This window comes from Paranoxybacillus vitaminiphilus (genome assembly GCF_003259935.1).
GTDB classification, from domain to species: Bacteria; Bacillota; Bacilli; order Bacillales; family Anoxybacillaceae; genus Paranoxybacillus; species Paranoxybacillus vitaminiphilus.
On the sequence record NZ_QLMH01000004.1, the window covers coordinates 125974 to 146705 of the forward strand.

A 20732-nucleotide genomic window follows, 5' to 3' on the forward strand; every position below is an offset into this window, starting at 1 on the left:
ATTTTAAAATTATTTGATGACTAAGTTTGGTTTTTTGTTTAAATTATGACGTCCTTCAATAAAGCGGACAGAGCCGGATTTGGCGCGCATAACAACGGAATGGGTCTCGGCATAAGCGCCTTTAAATTGGACTCCGCGCAGCAATTCTCCATCCGTTACACCCGTCGCGGCAAAAATCGCGTCGTCTCCTTTCACAAGGTCCTCCATACGCAATACTTTATTTACGTCCAACCCCATTTTTTTACAGCGCTCCAATTCTTCATCGTTTTGCGGCAATAGTTTTCCTTGAATTTCGCCGCCTAAACATTTTAAAGCAACTGCAGCTATGACTCCTTCAGGGGCGCCGCCGGAGCCAAATAAAATATCGACACCTGTATGGTCAAATGCCGTATTGATCGCAGCGGCTACATCTCCGTCATTAATCAGCTTAATACGGGCACCGGCCTGGCGGAGCTCGGCGATAATTCGTTCATGGCGAGGACGGTTCAATACGATCGCCACAACATCTTCAATATCTTTATTTTTTGCCTTTGCAACCGCTTTTAAATTATCGATAATAGGCGCATTAATATCAATCATGCCAACTGCTTCCGGTCCGACAGCAATTTTCTCCATATACATATCAGGGGCATGAAGCAAATTGCCATGATCGGCAACGGCAACGACAGCAAGCGCATTCCATCCGCCCGAAGCAACAATATTTGTTCCTTCAAGCGGATCGACAGCTACATCGACACGCGGACCGTAACCTGTCCCTAATTTCTCCCCAATATATAACATCGGTGCTTCATCCATTTCCCCTTCACCGATCACAACCGTTCCTTTCATCGGCACTGTATCAAAAACATCGCGCATTGCCGAAGTAGCAGCCTCGTCTGCCTCATTTTTCTTCCCGCGCCCCATCCAGCGCGCAGATGCTAATGCAGCAGCTTCTGTCACACGAACAAGTTCCATTGATAAGCTTCTTTCCATGATGATTTCTCCCTCTTCCCCTTTATTCACATCAATTTTGCATTTGTTCGATTTCTTGGTCGCTCATTTTCTCGCGCCAAACCGTTGCGCCTAAACCGTTCAGCTTTTCCACTAGATTGCAATAACCGCGGTCAATATGTTCAAGACCTGTAATTTCCGTAATTCCTTCTGCCATTAAGCCAGCCACTACAAGAGCCGCACCGGCACGCAAATCACTAGCTTTCACTTTTGCTCCTTGAAGCTGTGTAGGACCGGTAACAATGGCCGAACGACCTTCCACTTTTATGTTAGCGTTCATTCTTCGCAATTCATCAATATGTTTAAAGCGGGCACAGTAAATCGTATCTGTTACTATGCTTGTCCCATTTGCTTTTGTTAAAAGGGCGGTAAACGGTTGCTGCAAATCAGTAGGAAATCCCGGATAAACGAGCGTTTTTATATCAACTGCCTTTAACTCTTTCGTTCCAGTCACTAAAATTTGATCATCGCTCGTTTCAACCCGTACTCCCATTTCGCGTAACTTCGCTGTTAATGATTCGACATGCTGAGGAATGACATTGTCGACAACAACTTCTTCGCCCATCGCGGCACCGATAATCATAAACGTTCCAGCTTCAATACGATCAGGGATAATGGAATGACGGCAGCCGGACAGCTTTTCAACACCGTCAATGCGAATAACGTCCGTTCCCGCCCCCTTAATTTTTGCGCCCATATTGGATAAAAGGGTGGCAACATCAATAATTTCCGGTTCTTTTGCTGCGTTTTCAATAATGGTGCGCCCTTTTGCACGTACCGCTGCCAACATAATATTTATGGTCGCTCCGACGCTTACCACGTCCAAATAAATGCGGGCGCCGCGCAGTTCATCCGCGCGCAGATAAATTGCGCCTTGTTCGTTCGTTACTTTTGCTCCAAGCGCCTCGAACCCTTTAATGTGCTGGTCAATCGGACGAGGTCCTAAATGACATCCGCCGGGCAAACCGACAACAGCCTTTTTAAACCGCCCGAGCATGGCTCCCATTAAATAATAAGAAGCGCGCAATTTTTTCACTTTTCCGTTTGGAAGAGGCATAGACACGATATTCGTCGGATCCACTGTTGCCTCTTTCCCATCAAAATCAAATGTTCCGCCTATTTCTTCAATTAAATCTCCTAAAACGCGAACATCTGAAATATCCGGCAATCCTTCAATCGTGACGGGCGATTCGGCTAGGATCGTAGCTGGAATTAAAGCAACAGCACTGTTTTTTGCTCCGCTCACTCTTACGGTTCCTCTTAAAGGATAGCCGCCAGCGATCTTTAACTTTTCCATTATAGTCTCCCTTCCAGCGAAGATAACTGCGTTTACACGATGCAACCGGTAATTTTTCCCACACAAAAATAACGCAACAAAATTAGTATCTACTTCTTTAGTTTACACAAAAATGTATAAATCATGTAAGCGGTTTTAACAAAATTCACTGTTTTGATTTATTATTGATTTTGCTTATTCCAGTCAGCTAGAAACTTCTCGATGCCTTGATCTGTCAATGGGTGATGAAATAACTGCATGAGCACTTTATACGGCACAGTGGCAATATGTGCACCTCTCAACGCTGCTTCTGTGACGTGAAGCGGGTGACGGATAGAGGCAGCAATAATTTCTGTGTCAATACCATGGATATTAAAAATTTCTGCGATCGTTGAAATCAATTCTAAACCGTTATGACCAATATCGTCTAAACGGCCGAGGAATGGGGAAACATATGTTGCGCCGGCGCGTGCTGCCAAAAGCGCTTGATTGGCACTAAAAATAAGCGTAACGTTCGTTTTAATTCCTTTTTCGCTGAACGTTTTTACTGCTTTTAAGCCGTCTGGGGTCATCGGAACTTTAATCGTGATATTTGGAGCAATTTTCGCAAGTTCTTCTCCTTCTTTAATCATTTCTTCAGCGGTTGTGGAAATGACTTCAGCGCTCACAGAGCCGGAAACAATGGCTGTAATTTCGCGAAGGCGGTCATGAAAAGATACGTTTTCTTTCGCAACAAGGCTTGGGTTCGTTGTCACGCCTGCTAAAATCCCTAACTCATTTGCTTTTTTTATTTCCTCGATATTGGCGGTATCAATAAAAAATTTCATAATAAACATCCTCCTATTTCTAAGCTTTTATTATTAACAAATGAAAAGGAAACCGCCCTGATGTGACAAGTTATTCGTCACAACAGTGCGGTTTCTTTATTATATTTTTAATTTTTCTGCATTAGCTAAAGTGCAAGTGCTTCTGCCGGAAGAACATTTGGCTTCGAGAGCTAATCGCGGCGACTCCGCTTTTCTTTTTGTCTAGCTCCGTCGCCTAGCTCTCCTCTGCCAAATAACCTTCTCCCTCGAAGTGTCAAGCACTTCTGCGGGCGAAGAACATTTGGCTTCGAGAGCTAATCGCGGCGACTCCGCTTTTCTTTTTGTCTAGCTCCGTCGCCTAGCTCTCCTCTGCCAAATAACCTTCTCCCTCGAAGTGTCAAGCACTTCTGCGGGCGAAGAACATTTGGCTTCGAGAGCTAATCGCGGCGACTCCGCTTTTCTTTTTGTCTAGCTCCAGCGCCCAGCCGCTCGGGGTCAAATAACCTTCCGGAGCGAAGTCAAAAAGCGACTTCTTGCTCCGGAAGAACATTTGCCCATCGCGGCTAAGCAGGGCGCTTCCGCTTTTCTTATGCTCTTCCTGAGGAGCCGAATTCGCGGATTTTGCCGATTACAGTCGCTTTGATGGCGTCGCGGCCAGGGCCGATAATTTTGCGCGGATCGTACACTTTTTCATCTTTCGCCAACAATTCGCGCACGACTTTTGTAAATGCCATTTGGTTTTCCGTATTTACATTAATTTTGGAAGTACCTAACGAAATCGCACGTTGAATTTGTTCCGTCGGAATGCCTGTACCGCCGTGCAATACAAGCGGAACGCCCGTTAAGTCGCGGATTTCCTCCATCTCTTTAAAGCCTAACTTTGGCTCTCCTTTATAAGGGCCATGAACAGAGCCTAACGCAGGAGCCAAGCAGTCGATGCCTGTCCGCTTCACAAGCTCTTCACACTCTTTCGGGTCAGCATAAATGACGCCGTCTGCCACAACATCGTCCTCTTGTCCGCCTACGATGCCTAACTCCGCTTCAACAGAGACGCCGCGGGCATGAGCATACTCTACTACTTTTGATGTGATTTCAACGTTCTCTTCAAATGGATGATGAGAAGCATCGATCATGACAGAAGTAAAGCCTGCATCAATCGCTTCTTTACATTTTTCAAAGCTGGAGCCGTGGTCTAAGTGAATCGCCACCGGAACAGTGATATTCATGTCTTCCATTAAGCCTTTGACCATGTTAACAACCGTTTTGAAACCGCTCATGTAGCGCGCAGCACCTTCGGATACACCGAGAATAACAGGCGATTTTTCTTCTTCCGCTGCCGCTAAAATCGCTTGTGTCCACTCGAGGTTGTTAATATTAAACTGGCCAACTGCATACTTACCTTCCAATGCTTTATTAAGCATTTCCGTCATTGAAACTAAAGGCATTGTAAAGTTCCCCCTTACTATCTAGCTTCGCCTTTCTGCCAAAAAATCGTTTGCTGCTGTCATGTGTAGCATGCCGAAAATGAGAAAATATATGTATGAAAGGCGGTATGAAAACATGCGACAAATACTATACGTTATAAGCATACCAACTTACAGAAAAAACAGCAATATAAACCGCTTGAAGTTCGACAAACAGTCACAGATGGAGACAAAAAACTGTCTTACAAAACATTATGTTATAATTGGCAAATGCTTTTTCACCGCTGCACGCAGTTCGTCAATATCAAACGGTTTAGCAAAATGCATAATCGCTCCTAATTCTTTTGTCTCCTGAATCATATCCAGCTCTCCGTACGCTGTCATAATAATGACGCGAATATCTTGATTAATCGCCTTAATTCGTTTTAAAATCTCAATCCCATCCATCCCTGGAATTTTCATATCCAATAACACAAGGTCCGGCAAATGTTTTTGAACAACATCTAACGCCTGAACACCATTTGCAGCTTGAAACGTTGTATATCCTTCCTTTTGAAAAACTTCGTTTAATAAAATACGAATGCCGTATTGATCGTCTACAATTAAAATTTTATTGCTCATGGCATACACCTCAATTCCATTTTCTATAAAGTATTAATTCGTAATAAAACAAAAATTTCCTGCTGTCTTTTAGTATAATGATTGACAAATTCTATCGAATTTTATTGTTTTTCTCATTTGTATTTTACACCTGTTATAATTAAATATAACTTAAATCAGACAGAAGGAAGGTTAGCCAATGTTAAAAATTTTCATGACACAATTAAGCGGATATTTTAAAAAAATTGCCGAACAAGAGGAATTTAATTTAGAAGATGGAGCACGCCTGCTTGCTCAAGCACTCTTTGGAGACGGACATATTTTTCTTCATGGTTTTAACGAAATGGAAGCGATTGTTCTTGAAGCGACAATGGGACAAGAACCGATGCCAAAAGCGAAGAAACTGATTGAAAATGGAACAATGGCCGATGTGGATGAAACGGATCGCATTTTATTAATTACGCGCTTTTCACATGACAAAGAAGCGATTGCTTTAGCTCAGCAATTAAAAGAGAGAGGATTGCAGATCGTCGGTCTATCAGCCGTTGTAGATGAAGCGAATGCTTCACTTGCAGACTATGTCGATGTACATATTGACACGAAACTCGTTAAACCGTTAATTCCCGATGAAGACGGCAGCCGCTTTGGGTTTCCAGCCGTGATGACCGCATTGTTTGCCTACTATGGCTTGCTGTTTACAATCAAAGAAATTTTAGATGAATATTGAGGCAACAAAAGGGCTGACCCATAAGTGCCTGACCTCACGTGCATTCACAATATATTGTGCTGCGGGGTCTGACACTTTGCCTTAGGTCAGCCTTTTCTTATTACTGTTTTAACGATGCTCTCACAAACTCACGGAACAGCGGCTGCGGTCTCGTCGGACGAGAGGTAAATTCCGGATGGAATTGAGCGGCAACAAACCATGGATGGTCTTTCAATTCAATAATTTCGACTAAGCGGCCGTCCGGGCTTGTACCGGAAAAGACAAAACCGTGCTGCTCCATCACTTGACGATATTGGTTATTAAATTCATAGCGGTGGCGGTGACGCTCATAAATGACTTCATCTTGATATGCCGCAAATGCAAGCGTGCCTTCTGTCAGCTTGCAAGGATAAAGTCCTAAACGCAATGTTCCGCCTAAATCTTCGACTTCTTTTTGCTCCGGCAACAGGTCGATAATCGGATGCGGTGTATTTGGATCAATTTCTGATGAATGAGCGCTTTTCAAGCCGACAACATTGCGGGCAAATTCAACGGAAGCGAGTTGCATTCCTAAGCAAATGCCAAGAAACGGAACTTTATTCTCACGAGCATAGCGAATCGCTTCAATTTTTCCTTCAATGCCGCGGTCGCCAAAGCCGCCCGGCACAAGAATGCCATCAGCGTCTTTTAATAGCTCTTCAACATTTTCGCGATTGACATGTTCAGAGTTAATCCACTTAATTTCTACTTCTGCATCAAACGCATAACCTGCATGACGAAGCGCCTCAACAACGGAAATGTATGCGTCTTGAAGCTCTACATATTTACCAACAAGCGCAATTTTGGTTTTATTAGAAAGATTGCGCACTTTTTCAACAAGCGCTTTCCATTCTGTCATATCTGCTTCTTTGCAATCCAGCTTTAAATGTTCGCAGACGATTTGGTCTAATTTTTGTTCTTGAAGCATTAACGGAACAGCATACAACGTGTCAGCATCGCGCGCTTCGATAACCGCTTTCGGATCAATATCGCAGAATAAAGCAATTTTGTCTTTCATATCTTGAGACATCGGCATTTCTGTACGAACAACAATCACGTTCGGCTGAATGCCAAGGCTGCGAAGTTCTTTTACGCTGTGCTGCGTCGGCTTCGTTTTCATTTCGCCAGCCGCTTTAATATAAGGAACAAGCGTACAATGGATATACATCACATTTTCACGGCCGACATCGCTTTTAATTTGACGAATCGCTTCTAAAAACGGCAATGATTCGATATCACCAACCGTACCGCCAATTTCTGTAATCACCACATCTGCATTTGTTTCACGTCCCGCACGAAATACCCGTTCTTTAATTTCATTCGTAATATGCGGGATGACTTGCACCGTACCGCCTAAGTAATCGCCGCGGCGCTCTTTTTTCAAAACAGTAGAGTAGATTTTTCCGGTCGTTACGTTACTATATTTATTTAAGTTAATATCAATGAAACGTTCATAGTGACCCAAGTCCAAATCCGTTTCCGCACCGTCGTCTGTGACGAACACTTCTCCGTGTTGATACGGACTCATTGTTCCAGGGTCAACGTTAATATATGGATCAAATTTTTGAATCGTTACATTTAACCCGCGGTTTTTCAGCAAACGGCCCAAAGAGGCTGCAGTAATCCCTTTTCCTAAAGATGAAACAACACCGCCGGTCACGAAAATATACTTTGTCATCGCTTGTTTCCCCCTTGCTAAAAATATATGTAACAATTAAAGTGTGCGCAAAACAAAACGATTTCATATTCATAGGGGACGGCAAAAATAAAAAACGCTCCGCTTACTTAATACGTAAGGGAGCGATATATGTTTTTATAAATAGCTTTTTTAAAGAGCCCAAATAAAATTCTACATAGTTCACTATATAAAGTCAAGAAAATTATAATTCCTCTTCTTCAGATTCCTCATCGATGTCTAACTCTTCTTCTAAATCTTCATCGCCTAAATCAAACTCTTCATCATCCAGAAGTTCATCATCGAACTCGTCTGCATCATCAAGATCAAACTCATCATCGATTATATCTTCATCATCGAGATCGATGTCATCTTCATCTTCAAAGTCATCGAGATCATCATATTCAAGTTCGTCTTCATCGATATCATCAAAGTCATCGTACTCATCAAGCGCTTTTTTCTTCTTCTTCGGTCTAACAACCTGTACTGTCTCTTCTTCCGTTTGATCATAAGGATACCATGTGCGCAATCCCCAACGGTTTTCGCCAATACAGATAAAACGGCCGTCAATGTTTAAGTCTGTATAAAATTGCGCGATACGCTCTTTTACTTCCTCCTCTGACAACTGGAGAATAGCGGCAATTTCATCGACCAGCTGTTTAAAAGACACGGCTTCCCTTTTATCGGACAGTACTAAGTAAGCAAGCTCAACGAATGACATTTCTTGCAATTCTTCTTGAGAGTATTGCTCCAAACTCAACTCAGGCACTCCCCTTCTATGTATAATGGAACTTTTATGACAAATAAATCGTGTTCCTATTAGAATACATACCATTCATTATAAACAATTTCATTGAGTTTATGCTAGCTCATTCTTAATAGTTTCTGAAAAATTCTTTTTACAGTTTCGCAAAAGTAAAGGGTCAGACCCCGCAACCATAATATATAGGAAATAACATTAGATAATAACACTATATATTATGGATGAAGCGTGAGGTCAGACCCTTATGAGACAGCCGTTACATGTTGCGGCGATATTGACCGCCGACTTCGTATAGCGCCTTTGTAATTTGACCAAGGCTGGCAACTTTCACTGTTTCCATCAATTCTTCAAAAATATTGCCGCCGCTTACTGCCACATGCTTTAAGCGTTTCAGCGCCTCGTCTACTTTATCTTTATTGCGCTCTTGGAAGGCGCGCAAATTGTTAATTTGCAATTCTTTTTCTTCATAAGAAGCGCGCGCCAGCTGGATCTTATTCAATTCTTCTTCAGATGGCGGATTTGGGTTTAAATATGTGTTCACGCCGATAATCGGAAGCTCTCCGCTATGCTTTTTCATTTCATAATACATCGACTCATCTTGAATTTTTCCGCGCTGATATTGCATCTCCATCGCACCGAGCACGCCGCCGCGGTCATTGAGCCGTTCAAATTCTTTCAATACCGCTTCTTCTACTAAGTCGGTTAACTCTTCAATAATAAACGAGCCTTGCAATGGATTTTCGTTTTTCGTTAAGCCATGCTCTTTTGTAATAATAAGTTGAATCGCCATCGCACGGCGGACAGATTCTTCTGTCGGCGTTGTGATCGCTTCATCATATGCATTTGTATGCAATGAGTTGCAGTTGTCATGAATCGCCATCAATGCCTGCAGTGTTGTGCGAATATCATTAAAGTCAATCTCTTGTGCATGGAGCGAACGGCCTGATGTTTGAACATGATATTTTAATTTTTGGCTTCTTTCATTTGCTCCGTATTTTTCACGCATGACAATCGCCCAAATGCGGCGCGCCACACGGCCAAGCACCGTATACTCCGGATCGAGTCCGTTGCTGAAGAAGAAGGAGAGGTTTGGCGCAAAATCGTCAATATGCATGCCGCGGCTTAAGTAGTACTCGACGTACGTAAAGCCGTTGGCCAACGTAAACGCAAGCTGCGAAATTGGATTCGCTCCCGCTTCGGCAATATGATAGCCGGAAATCGAGACAGAATAATAGTTGCGCACTTTATTTTTTATGAAGTACTCTTGAATGTCTCCCATCATTTTCAGCGCAAATTCGGTTGAGAAAATACATGTGTTTTGTCCTTGGTCTTCTTTCAGAATATCCGCTTGCACCGTACCGCGCACCCTTTGCAGCGTATATGCCTTTACCTCTTCATATTCTGCTTCTGTTAACGGACGGCCCAACTCAGCTTCACGTTTTTCTACTTGCTGATCGATAGCCGTATTCATAAACATTGCTAAAATAATTGGTGCCGGACCGTTAATAGTCATCGAAACGGAAGTTAATGGATCGCATAAATCAAAGCCTTTATACAGCTTTTTCATATCATCTAACGTACATACGCTGACGCCGCTTTCGCCGATTTTTCCGAAAATGTCCGGGCGATAGTCCGGGTCTTCTCCGTACAATGTAACGGAATCAAACGCTGTACTTAAACGCTTTGCTGGATCATCTTTACATAAATAATGGAAGCGGCGGTTTGTCCGCTCAGGTGTTCCTTCACCGGCAAATTGCCGTTTCGGATCTTCATCTTGGCGCTTAAATGGGAACACACCCGCTGTAAACGGGAAGGACCCCGGTATGTTTTCTTTATATACCCAGCGCAAAATCTCGCCGTAATCTTTAAATTTTGGAAGTGCCACTTTCGGAATATCCAAGCCGGATAAGCTTTTTGTTTTCAGCTCTGTAACAATTTCCTTGTCACGAATTTTTGTGACAAATTGATCCGCTGCATATTTTGCTTTTAAATCCTCCCAAGAAGCAAGAATTTGTTTTGATTCTGGAGTCAGCTGATTTTCACAGTGCTGTTTCAATGCTTCCAATGAAGTAAGAATTTCTTCGTTTCGCTCGCGCTCTTTCACCGCTTCAATCGCACCTTCTAACTGAAACAAGCGGCGCGCAATGTTCACTTGTTGTTCAACCTTTTTATGATAGTTGCGAACCGTTTCGGTAATTTCACGCAAATAGTGGCGACGTTCATTCGGAATAATGACGTTTTGTTTTTGGACATGGTCCACTTTTTGGAGTGTTGTCGTCCAGTTTGTTCCTGCTTTTTTGTTAATTAGATCAATGAGGGCAACAAATAATGTGTTCGTTCCCGGATCGTTAAATTGGCTGGCAATTGTACCGTAAACAGGCATTTCTGATAAGTCTTTATCAAAGAGCTGATGGCTGCGCTGATATTGCTTTTGCACTTGGCGTTTCGCATCTTCGGAGCCTTTTCGGTCAAATTTGTTAATGACGACTAAATCGGCATAGTCAATCATATCGATTTTCTCAAGCTGTGACGGTGCCCCAAACTCGCTCGTCATAACATACATGGAAATGTCGCATACTTCCGTAATCGCTGCATCACCTTGACCAATTCCGCTTGTCTCGACAATGATTAAGTCGAACCCAGCTGCTTTGACAATATTAATCGCATCTTTAATCGCAAGTGACAACTCAGAACGGGAATTTCTTGTCGCTAAACTGCGCATATAGACGCGCGGCGAGTTAATGGAGTTCATGCGAATGCGGTCACCTAAAAGCGCCCCGCCTGTTTTTTGTTTCGTTGGGTCAACAGATAGCACCGCGACTTTCTTTTCCGGAATTTCATTTAAGAAACGGCGGATGAGCTCGTCTGTCAATGAACTTTTACCTGCACCGCCCGTACCGGTAATACCGACAACCGGAACCGGCTTTGTCAGTTCTTTCACTTTTTCCATGACGCTTTCGACTGTCGCCGCTGCTTCCTCTGCTGCGTCAATGCGGTTTTCTGAAAATGTAATTAAGCGGGCGATCGCCTGTACATCCCCTTTCGGCAGCCGTTCAATTTCGTCAGTAATTTCCCGGACAGTTGGAAAATCGCACTCTTCCATCATGACGTTAATCATTCCTTGCAACCCAAGGGCGCGGCCATCTTCCGGCGAGAAAATGCGGGCAATTCCGTATTCGTGCAGCTCTTTTATTTCTCTAGGAATAATGACGCCGCCACCGCCGCCATAAATACGGATATGCGGCGCACCGCGTTCTTTTAACAAGTCATACATATATTTAAAAAACTCCATATGCCCGCCTTGATAGGAAGATACGGCAACCCCTTGTACATCTTCTTGAATCGCCGCGTTGACAATTTCCCCAACAGAGCGGTTATGTCCTAAGTGAATGACCTCGGCACCGCTGGCTTGTAAAATGCGGCGCATAATATTAATCGATGCGTCATGACCGTCAAACAAGCTGGATGCTGTTACAAAGCGAACGTGATGTTTCGGACGATAAATATGCGTCATACCTTCTCCCCCTTTTATGACCGATTCTCCAAAATCCCCTTTAACAATAAGTTCGTTTGCAGCTCAATGTACTCATCAAGCGTGTACATTTTTTGTAATGCCCAACGCCGGAAGCTCCACATTTGTCCCAAAACGAAAATGTTGTGAGCAAATAAGCGAATTTCTTGTTCATTTAAGTGAAATACTCCGTTATCGACACATTTTTTCAAGATGTTTTCGAACATGCTAACCATTTGCAGCTCTTTATTCAACACATATGGCAAAGATTCTTTGCTTAGTGATTTCACTTCCTGATACATGACAAGCACTTCATCTTGCAATTCATCAACCACTTTAAAGTAATGGGCAATGGCCAATTTAAAGCTTTCGAGAGTACCTTGATGTGTATCAATATCTTTTTCCATGCGCTCGCGCACTTCATCGTAAATGCGGTCACATACTAAGTAAAGAATATCTTCTTTTTGCCGGATATATTCATAAAGCGTTCCGATACTGAAGCCGGATGCTTTGGCAATTTCCCTTGTCGTCGTACGATGAAAGCCTTTTTGTTTAAACAGGGCAATTGCTCCTTTAATCATTTGGTTACGCCTTTTTTTAATAAGGCGCTCATCTTTAACAGATGCCGGTACTTCACGCTTGCTCATTGTCATCACCTACAAAAGATGAGGCTGACTTTTCCAATATTCACATTTATTGTGCGATGATCAGCCCCATTATATTGATCAAATCATTATTTGGTTAACATACGAGAAATAACAATACGTTGAATTTCTTGTGTTCCTTCATAAATTTGCGTAATTTTTGCATCGCGCATGAAACGTTCAACCGGATAGTCTTTCGTATAACCGTATCCGCCAAAAATTTGTACGGCATCGACTGTTACTTTCATTGCCGTGTCACCGGCGAACAATTTGGCCATTGCCGATTCTTTTCCGTACGGCAGACCGTTTGATTCAAGCCATGCCGCCTGGTACGTCAGCAAGCGGGCCGCTTCAATCGCCGTTGCCATATCCGCCAATTTAAAACTGACACCTTGCTGTTCAATAATTGGTTTGCCGAACTGAACGCGTCCTTTTGCATATTCCACTGCCGCATCCAATGCTCCCTGGGCAATACCGACGGCCTGTGCCGCGATGCCGTTGCGGCCGCCGTCTAATGTCATCATCGCAATTTTAAAGCCTTCTCCTTCTTGACCAAGAAGGTTTTCTTTCGGAATGCGGCAGTCTTCAAAAATTAACTCTGTTGTCGGTGACGAACGGATGCCAAGTTTTTTCTCTTTTTTACCGATGGAGAACCCCGGTGTGCCTTTTTCCACGATGAACGCGCTGATTCCTCTATGCTTCTTCTCTGGGTCTGTTACGGCAAACACGACATAAATTTCTGCTTCACCGCCGTTTGTAATCCATACTTTTGAGCCATTTAATACATAGTGATCGCCATCTAATACCGCTCTTGTCTTCATCGAAGACACGTCCGACCCCGCTCCCGGCTCGGAAAGGCCGTAAGCCCCTAGCTTTTCCCCTGTTGCTAATGCGCGCAAATATTTTTGTTTTTGTTCTTCCGTACCGAACTTATAAATCGGCCAGCTTGCCAAAGAAATGTGTGCAGATAGCGTAACACCTGTAGAAGCGCATACTTTTGATAATTCTTCCACAGCAATGACATAAGCTAAATAGTCGCTGCCGATGCCGCCATATTCTTCCGGCCAAGGAATTCCTGTTAAACCGAGTTCCGCCATTTTATTAAAAATCTCGCGGTCAAATCGTTCTTCTTCGTCACGCTCTGCCGCTGTCGGTGCGACTTCATTTTTCGCAAAATCGCGCACCATTTTTCGTATCATTTCATGCTCTTCTGTTAATTGAAAGTTCATGTCCCCATCCCCCTATAACTGTTTGCTGATGACTAAGCGCTGAATTTCGCTTGTTCCTTCATAAATTTCACAAACTTTTGCATCGCGGAACAGGCGCTCAACCGGGTAGTCTTCTGTATAGCCGTTCCCGCCGAAAATTTGTACCGCTTCGATCGCATTTTCCATCGCTGCTCTTGAAGCAAACAGCTTTGCCATGGAAGCTTCTTTGCCGCATGGAAGTCCGTTAGAGCGCAGGAATGCGGCACGGTACACTAACAGTTTCGCGGCTTCAACCGCCGTTGCCATATCCGCAAGCTTAAATGCCACACTTTGCTGTTCAGCAATCGGTTTGCCGAATTGAATCCGCTCTTTGGCATAGGCGGTCGCATGTTCTAATGCCGCTTCCGCAATTCCGAGCGATTGTGCGGCAATGCCGATGCGGCCGGCATCAAGGTTAGCCATCGCAATTTTAAAGCCTTGTCCTTCTTCGCCTAATAAATTTTCTGCCGGTACCTTTGCATCTTCAAAGGAAATTTGCACTGTGCGCGAACCGTGCAGTCCCATCTTTTTCTCGTCTTTGCCGATCATCAATCCAGGCGTGTTTTTTTCAACAATAAAAGCAGAAACGCCGCGGCTTCCCGGTTCATCATGGTTGGTGCGGGCAAAGACGATATACGTATCCGCCTCACCGCCGTTTGTAATGAATACTTTTGAGCCGTTAAGAATATAGTAATCACCTTGGCGAACCGCTTTCGTTTTTAAGCTTTTTGCATCGGAACCTGCCCCCGGCTCCGTTAAGCAAAACGCTCCCAAATATTCGCCGCTTGCTAATTTCGGCACATACTTTCGCTTTTGCTCTTCCGTACCAAAATATAAAATTGGATTTGTGCCGACAGACGTATGCACGGATAAAATAACGCCGACAGTCGCGCTGACCTTTGAGATTTCATGAATCGCAATAATGTAGGAAGTAAAGTCCATTCCCGCGCCGCCGTATTGTTCAGGAATGGTGATTCCCATTAAACCGAGCTCCGCCATTTTCTTTAAAATTTCGCGCGGAAACTCTCCCTTTTCCATCCGTTCAACAAACGGCGCAATTTCATTTTCTGCAAACTCTTTAACCATTTTCCGCATCATTTCTTGTTCTTCTGTAAAACGTAAATTCACGTATGCCACCTTCTTTGTTGGAATTTAGCCATGAGTTATTCGTATGTGTAAAAACCTCTTCCGGTTTTGCGTCCAAGCCAGCCGGCTTTCACATATTTTCTTAACAACGGGCAAGGACGGTATTTGTCATCGCCAAATCCTTCATGTAATGTTTCCATAATATAGAGGCACGTATCTAACCCGATAAAGTCCGCTAAAGTTAGAGGCCCCATCGGATGATTCATGCCGAGCTTCATCACTTCATCGATCGCTTCTTTTGTTGCTACCCCTTCATATAACGCATAAATCGCTTCGTTAATCATCGGCATTAAAATGCGATTCGACACAAACCCAGGGAAATCGTTCACTTCTACCGGCACTTTATTCAATTTGCGCGTAATATCTTCGATTGTTTGGTACACTTCATCGGCTGTTGCTAAGCCGCGAATAATTTCAACAAGCTTCATGACAGGAACTGGGTTCATAAAGTGCATGCCGATCACTTTTTCTGGCCGTTTCGTTGCTGCGGCGATTTCCGTGATTGGTAATGAGGAAGTATTTGTTGCTAAAATGGCATGCTCTGGAGCGATTTCGTCAAGCTGGGAGAAAATACTTGTTTTCACTTCCATGTTTTCCACAACAGCTTCGATGACTAAATCAATGTTTCTTGCATTGTTTAAGTCAAGGGAAGGAGTAATTCGATTTAAAATGCTTTCTTTCTCTTCTTCTGTCATTCGTCCTTTTTCAACTTGACGCGTTAAATTTTTTGTGATTGTCGCAAGTCCGCGATCCACATACTCTTGTTTTAAGTCGTGCAAGAAAACATCGTATCCGGCCATGGCACAAACTTGGGCAATGCCAGAACCCATTTGCCCGGCACCAACAACCATCATTTTTTGTACGTCCATTGTCCCATCCCCCATCAACGAATATTTTTTGAACAATAGCGCTGACCCATAAGTGTCTGACCTCACGTAATTCATTGATCCAATGTTATGCTCTATCTTATCTATTGTGTTGCGGGATCTGACACTTCGCTGTCGGGTCAGCCTTACTATTTTTAGTTAACTTCAATCATAATCGCATCGCCTTGGCCGCCGCCGCTGCAAATAGAAGCAATGCCAATTCCGCCGCCGCGGCGCTTTAACTCATGAATAAGCGTAATAATAATGCGTGCTCCGCTTGCACCGATTGGATGTCCTAGCGCTACTGCACCGCCGTTGACATTGACTTTTTCCGGATCTAACCCGGCAATTTTGATGCTTGCTAACGCCACTGCGGCAAATGCTTCGTTAATTTCAAATAAATCAATTTCATCTGCTGTTTTGCCTGTTTTTCTTAGCAATTCTTTGATGACAAGACCCGGTGTTTTCGGGAAGTCTTTTGCTTCAACAGCAATCGATGTATGAGCAAGAATCGTTGCCAGCGGTTTTCTTCCTTCACGCAATGCCCGCTCTTCGCTCATCAATACAAGCGCTGCCGCTCCATCATTGACGCCAGGGGCATTTCCTGCCGTAATCGTTCCTGTCGGGTCAAACACAGGAGCAAGTTTCGCTAATTTTTCAAGAGATGTATCTTTGCGCGGCGCTTCATCGTGTTCAACTAGAAGAGGCTCGCCTTTGCGCTGCGGAATTTCCACCGGCACGATCTCCTCCGCTAACTTTCCAGACTCAATGGCCGCAATGGCACGCTGATGGCTGCGGTATGCCCAGGCATCTTGTTCTTGTCGGCTAATTTCAAGCTCTTGTGCTGTTTGGCTCCCATAGTTGCCCATATGCACGCCCGTAAAGCTGCAAGTTAACCCATCATATACCATTAAGTCTTTTACTGTTGAATCTCCCATGCGGAATCCCCAACGCGCCTTCGGCAACAAGTAAGGAGCATTGCTCATTGATTCCATTCCGCCCGCAACAATGACTTCTTCGTCGCCTGCGCGAATAATTTGATCGGCAAGCGTAACGCTGCGCATACCGGATGCGCACACTTTATTGATTGTTTCTGTTTTAACTTCCCAAGGAATTCCTGCATAACGAGCTGCCTGCCGGGATGGAATTTGTCCTTGACCGCCTTGAAGCACCGTTCCTAAAATCACTTCATCTACTTCTTCTGCCTTTACTTGAGCGCGCAGCAATGCCTCCTTTACAGCGATCCCGCCTAATTGAGATGCTGTTAAAGAGCTTAATCCGCCGCCAAATTTACCAAACGGAGTGCGCACTCCGCTTAAAATAACCGTTTTTCCCATTTCCCTCTCCCCTTTAAAAAATGTATATGTTGAACTAGGCAACGCCTAACGTTCAGACATGTGAACTCTAAAGAAAGCGATTACAAAATCGACTGAACGTTCGCTCAATTTATAATGTTATGGTAAGGGGCTGACCCAAAAGCAGAGTGTCAACCCCCTTCAAATTTATTATACTATATTTTACTGATAATTCATTATTTTTTTAATTCGTTTATTTATGTGCAAATACAGATTTTTCTAATAATTCAGCGACATCATAAGTTGCCACTTGATCTTCTACTTCTTTCGCTTTTGTTCCGTCTGTCAACATCGTTAAGCAATAAGGACAGCCAGAACTGATGACGGTTGGATTGACCTCCAGCGCTTGTTCCGTGCGTGCGACGTTTATGCGCGTTCCTGTCGTTTCCTCCATCCACATGAGGCCGCCGCCAGCGCCACAGCACATTCCTGTTTCACGGTTACGTTCCATCTCAACAAGTTTTACGCCAGGAATAGAGCGTAAAATTTTCCGCGGTTGTTCGTATACATCGTTATAGCGTCCGAGGTAACATGAATCATGGAACGTAACCGTTTCGTTCACTTCATATTTCGGCACTAATCTGCCTTCTTCAATGAGCTTTGCAAGCAATTCTGTGTGATGATATACTTCCGCCTCTAAACCGAAATCAGGGTATTCGTTTTTGAACGTGTTGTAAGCGTGCGGGTCAATCGTTACGATTTTCTTAACGCCTGCTTTTTCAAATTCAGCAATATTGTTTGCTGCTAGTTCCTGGAATAAAAATTCATTTCCAAGACGGCGCGGCGTATCTCCGGAGTTTTTCTCTTTGTTTCCTAAAATCGCAAACTTGACGCCCGCTTCGTTTAAAAGACGCGCAAACGCTAAAGCGATTTTTTGGCTGCGATTATCAAATGCTCCCATTGAGCCAACCCAGAATAAATATTCAAACTCTTCACCGGCTTTCTGCATTTCTTTTACTGTTGGAATATGAACATCTTCTCTTAATTCACGCCAATTTTCTTTTTCTTTTCGGTTGAGTCCCCACGGGTTTCCTTGACGTTCAATGTTTGTCATCGCCCGTTGTGCATCTGGATTCATTCTGCCTTCCGTTAGTACGAGATAACGGCGAAGATCGATAATTTTATCGACGTGTTCGTTCATAACCGGACATTGGTCTTCACAATTGCGGCATGTTGTACATGCCCAAATTTCTTCTTCCGTGATGACATCGCCAATCAAATTTGGCATTTCTAGCGCTGCTGCCTGCTCTTGCGCTCCTTGTGCCGCAAAAGCAAGTTGATTTCCCTTTGTGTTTTTAAATAAAAATGTCGGCACCCAAGGCGCTCTTGACGTGACGGCTGCACCTTTTTCGGTTAAATGGTCGCGCAGCTTTAAAATTAAATCCATTGGTGAAAGCATTTTTCCTGTTCCCGTCGCCGGGCACATGTTTGTACAGCGGCCGCACTCCACACAAGCGTATAAATCAATCAGCTGCGTTTGCTTAAAGTCTTCAATTTTTCCAACGCCAAATGATTCTTGTGTTTCATCTTCAAAATCGATTTTTTCAAGTTTTGGTCTAGACAGCCGGCTGAAAAATACATTCACAGGACCGGCAATTAAGTGCGCATGCTTTGATTGCGGTACATACACTAGAAATGTAAGCAAAATTAATAAATGTACCCACCAAGAAACATAGAAAAGAAAAGCCGCTCCTGTTTGACCTGTCCATTGGAATGCAGCGGCAATCGCTGAGGCGACAGGTTCGCTCCACTTCATATCTTCGCCGTGCCAAATGATGCTCATTCCGTTGCCAAACAATACAGACAGCATGAGACCGCCGATGAAAATTAATACTAAGCCTGCTTTAAAATCGCGTTTTAAACGAACAAGTTTTTCAATATAGCGGCGGTAAAATGCCCAAAATACTGCAAATAAAATGATCAGCGTAACAATTTCTTGGAAAAACGTAAAGGCAGGATACAGCGGACCAAGCGGAAGGTGAGCCCCCGGTACTAATCCTTTAATGATGAAATCAATCGCACCGAATTGGACGAGAATAAAACCGTAGAAAAACATCACATGAATGATTCCGCTTTTTTTATCTTTCAATAGCTTTTTCTGCCCGAAAACATTGACCCAGATTTTTTCTAAGCGCTCTTTTACTTTTTGGTCAAATTCCACTTTTTTGCCTAATTTAATGTAGGCAATTCTCGTTTGGACCAGATAAATAAATAAATACACTGCGTAAGCGGTTACAAACAAAAACGCAACAAAATTAATGAGCAGTAATCCGTTCACCGTTCATTCCCCTTTCCCCTTCGATAACATTACATTAATTGAAAATATTTATAACATAATAAATTTTCAGAATTATATTCTTGAGTCTATTTTATTGGTGAATGAGCATTCAGTCAACAATCTTTTTTTGACAAGTTATCCCATTATTGATTCGAGCCAAGAAGGGAAAATTAATAATTAACGGAAACTAGCGGGAGGGAATAAAATGGCGGTTCTTCTTTTCATTGTTATATTATTATTGCTCGTCGTTCTCGATGACAAGCTTGGACAAAAAATATACCGCTCTATTAGAGTACGCAGGGAATACCCGATGCGGAAAAGTAATCTGCAGTTTTTTACAGATGGACGGCAGTTATTTGATGACTATTTTCAAACGATTAAACAGGCAAAACACCATATTCATATTTTGTTTTATATTGTAAAAACCGATCAAGTTAGTCAACAGTTTTACGACCTGTTAAAACAAAAAGCAAAAGAAGGTGTAGAAGTGCGTCTCCTTGTTGACTGGATTGGGAGCTTTGGCCTTCCAAAAACAGTGATTCGTTCTTTACAGGAGAGCGGCGTAAAGCTTGCTTACAGTCATAGACCGACATTTCCCCGCTTTTTTTATAAACTGAACCGAAGAAATCATCGAAAAATTACCGTTATCGATGGGAAAACAGGATACATCGGCGGCTTTAATATTGGCAAAGAGTATATTGGACAAGATCCGAAATTCGGAGATTGGCGGGATTATCATTTAAAAGTAACGGGTGAAGGTGTCCAAGATTTACAAACACAATTTTTCGATGATTGGGCCGCAGCGACAAAAGAAAAATTATTTTCGAAAAATGATTATTTTCCGGAGCTTGAATCCGGAACGATTCCCCATAAATTCATTGCGACAAATGGTCATTTTTTAGAAAATGACTACATTCACTTAATTGAGCAAACAAAAAAAGAATTAATTATTGGGAGCCCTTATTTCATTCCAAGTAAGAAAGTCATGAAAGCCTTATTAGATGCCTTGCGCCGCGGTGTGAAAGTGATCATTCTTGTACCATTAAAAGCTGACCACCCTTTAGTCAAAGAAGCTGCTTTTCCTTACTTTTATCGTCTGCTTAAAGCAGGAGCGCATATTTATCGTTTTTATCAAGGGTTTTATCACGCAAAAGTGATTATTATTGATGACGGGCTGTGCGATATTGGGACAGCGAATTTTGATAAACGCAGCTTTTTCCTTAACAGCGAAATCAACTGTTATATTCATGATAAGCAATTTGTAAAAATAGCTCGGACAGCTGTGAATCGGGACCTTGCTGATGCGGAAAAACTGACGCTTGATTTTTGGCGAAAGCGGACATTATGGGATCGGGGGAAAGAATCTGTTTCCATGTTCATTTCTCGATTATTGTAAAGTGAAAAAA

General features: G+C 43.2%; 16 protein-coding genes. 2 read left to right on the forward strand and 14 right to left on the reverse strand.

All coding sequences use genetic code 11. From position 1 onward, the window contains the following. Positions 1-9: 9 nt before the first annotated feature. From glpX to B0I26_RS07145, 5 genes are all read right to left on the reverse strand, one after another. The gene (gene glpX, locus B0I26_RS07125; RefSeq protein WP_111644763.1) at positions 10-972 is read right to left on the reverse strand and encodes a class II fructose-bisphosphatase; all 963 of its coding nucleotides are present in this window, start codon (positions 970-972) and stop codon (positions 10-12) included. Between the two features lie 31 nt (positions 973-1003). Beyond that, a complete protein-coding gene (locus B0I26_RS07130) occupies positions 1004-2287 on the reverse strand; it encodes a UDP-N-acetylglucosamine 1-carboxyvinyltransferase (protein ID WP_111644764.1) in 1284 nt (427 codons plus the stop codon). A gap of 161 nt (positions 2288-2448) precedes the next feature. Then, positions 2449-3093, reverse strand: coding sequence for a fructose-6-phosphate aldolase (fsa, locus tag B0I26_RS07135; RefSeq protein ID WP_111644765.1), 645 nt, complete (start codon positions 3091-3093; stop codon positions 2449-2451). Positions 3094-3659: 566 nt separating this feature from the next. Then, complete coding sequence (locus tag B0I26_RS07140; RefSeq protein ID WP_111644766.1) at positions 3660-4517, reverse strand: class II fructose-bisphosphate aldolase; 858 nt, start codon at positions 4515-4517, stop codon at positions 3660-3662. A 231-nt stretch (positions 4518-4748) separates the two neighbouring features. Then, the gene (locus tag B0I26_RS07145) at positions 4749-5117 is read right to left on the reverse strand and encodes a response regulator (RefSeq protein ID WP_111644767.1); all 369 of its coding nucleotides are present in this window, start codon (positions 5115-5117) and stop codon (positions 4749-4751) included. A 178-nt stretch (positions 5118-5295) separates the two neighbouring features. On the opposite strand from B0I26_RS07145, the gene B0I26_RS07150 reads away from it, so the two are divergent. After that, positions 5296-5823, forward strand: coding sequence for a DUF2529 domain-containing protein (locus B0I26_RS07150; protein WP_111644768.1), 528 nt, complete (start codon positions 5296-5298; stop codon positions 5821-5823). 100 nt (positions 5824-5923) lie between these two features. On the opposite strand, the gene B0I26_RS07155 is transcribed toward B0I26_RS07150, so the two are convergent. The 9 genes from B0I26_RS07155 to B0I26_RS07195 all read right to left on the reverse strand — a co-directional run bounded on the left by B0I26_RS07155 (position 5924) and on the right by B0I26_RS07195 (position 19326). After that, entirely contained in the window at positions 5924-7519 is a 1596-nt protein-coding gene (locus B0I26_RS07155) for a CTP synthase (RefSeq protein ID WP_111644769.1), read from the reverse strand. Positions 7520-7721: 202 nt separating this feature from the next. Continuing rightward, positions 7722-8276, reverse strand: coding sequence for a DNA-directed RNA polymerase subunit delta (gene rpoE / locus B0I26_RS07160; protein WP_181502776.1), 555 nt, complete (start codon positions 8274-8276; stop codon positions 7722-7724). 259 nt (positions 8277-8535) lie between these two features. Next, positions 8536-11793 carry a fused isobutyryl-CoA mutase/GTPase IcmF gene (gene icmF, locus B0I26_RS07165; RefSeq protein WP_111644771.1) on the reverse strand — a complete coding sequence of 1086 codons (3258 nt, stop codon included), beginning with the start codon at positions 11791-11793 and terminating at the stop codon, positions 8536-8538. A 14-nt stretch (positions 11794-11807) separates the two neighbouring features. Further along, on the reverse strand, positions 11808-12437 hold the full coding sequence (locus B0I26_RS07170; RefSeq protein ID WP_111644772.1) for a TetR/AcrR family transcriptional regulator: 630 nt from the start codon (positions 12435-12437) through the stop codon (positions 11808-11810). Positions 12438-12523: 86 nt separating this feature from the next. Next, positions 12524-13663: an acyl-CoA dehydrogenase gene (locus B0I26_RS07175; protein WP_111644773.1), complete on the reverse strand. Its 1140-nt coding sequence runs from the start codon at positions 13661-13663 to the stop codon at positions 12524-12526. A 12-nt stretch (positions 13664-13675) separates the two neighbouring features. Further along, complete coding sequence (locus B0I26_RS07180) at positions 13676-14809, reverse strand: acyl-CoA dehydrogenase (RefSeq protein ID WP_111644774.1); 1134 nt, start codon at positions 14807-14809, stop codon at positions 13676-13678. Positions 14810-14844: 35 nt separating this feature from the next. Next, positions 14845-15696, reverse strand: coding sequence for a 3-hydroxybutyryl-CoA dehydrogenase (locus B0I26_RS07185; protein ID WP_111644775.1), 852 nt, complete (start codon positions 15694-15696; stop codon positions 14845-14847). Positions 15697-15848: 152 nt separating this feature from the next. After that, entirely contained in the window at positions 15849-17030 is a 1182-nt protein-coding gene (locus tag B0I26_RS07190; RefSeq protein WP_111644776.1) for an acetyl-CoA C-acetyltransferase, read from the reverse strand. Positions 17031-17241: 211 nt separating this feature from the next. Beyond that, entirely contained in the window at positions 17242-19326 is a 2085-nt protein-coding gene (locus B0I26_RS07195) for a (Fe-S)-binding protein (protein ID WP_111644777.1), read from the reverse strand. Positions 19327-19531: 205 nt separating this feature from the next. On the opposite strand from B0I26_RS07195, the gene cls reads away from it, so the two are divergent. Beyond that, positions 19532-20722, forward strand: coding sequence for a cardiolipin synthase (cls, locus tag B0I26_RS07200; RefSeq protein WP_111644778.1), 1191 nt, complete (start codon positions 19532-19534; stop codon positions 20720-20722). The last annotated feature ends 10 nt before the right edge of the window (positions 20723-20732 follow it).

Bases quoted from the DNA above. Each gene is read 5' to 3' on its own strand.
- icmF (WP_111644771.1), bottom strand. From the start codon at position 11,793: ATGACGCATATTTATCGTCCGAAACATCACGTTCGCTTTGTAACAGCA.
- B0I26_RS07145 (WP_111644767.1), bottom strand. From the start codon at position 5,117: ATGAGCAATAAAATTTTAATTGTAGACGATCAATACGGCATTCGTATT.
- fsa (WP_111644765.1), bottom strand. From the start codon at position 3,093: ATGAAATTTTTTATTGATACCGCCAATATCGAGGAAATAAAAAAAGCA.
- B0I26_RS07130 (WP_111644764.1), bottom strand. From the start codon at position 2,287: ATGGAAAAGTTAAAGATCGCTGGCGGCTATCCTTTAAGAGGAACCGTA.
- glpX (WP_111644763.1), bottom strand. From the start codon at position 972: ATGGAAAGAAGCTTATCAATGGAACTTGTTCGTGTGACAGAAGCTGCT.
- B0I26_RS07170 (WP_111644772.1), bottom strand. From the start codon at position 12,437: ATGAGCAAGCGTGAAGTACCGGCATCTGTTAAAGATGAGCGCCTTATT.
- B0I26_RS07150 (WP_111644768.1), top strand. From the start codon at position 5,296: ATGTTAAAAATTTTCATGACACAATTAAGCGGATATTTTAAAAAAATT.
- B0I26_RS07175 (WP_111644773.1), bottom strand. From the start codon at position 13,663: ATGAACTTTCAATTAACAGAAGAGCATGAAATGATACGAAAAATGGTG.
- B0I26_RS07185 (WP_111644775.1), bottom strand. From the start codon at position 15,696: ATGGACGTACAAAAAATGATGGTTGTTGGTGCCGGGCAAATGGGTTCT.
- B0I26_RS07190 (WP_111644776.1), bottom strand. From the start codon at position 17,030: ATGGGAAAAACGGTTATTTTAAGCGGAGTGCGCACTCCGTTTGGTAAA.
- B0I26_RS07140 (WP_111644766.1), bottom strand. From the start codon at position 4,517: ATGCCTTTAGTTTCAATGACGGAAATGCTTAATAAAGCATTGGAAGGT.
- B0I26_RS07155 (WP_111644769.1), bottom strand. From the start codon at position 7,519: ATGACAAAGTATATTTTCGTGACCGGCGGTGTTGTTTCATCTTTAGGA.
- cls (WP_111644778.1), top strand. From the start codon at position 19,532: ATGGCGGTTCTTCTTTTCATTGTTATATTATTATTGCTCGTCGTTCTC.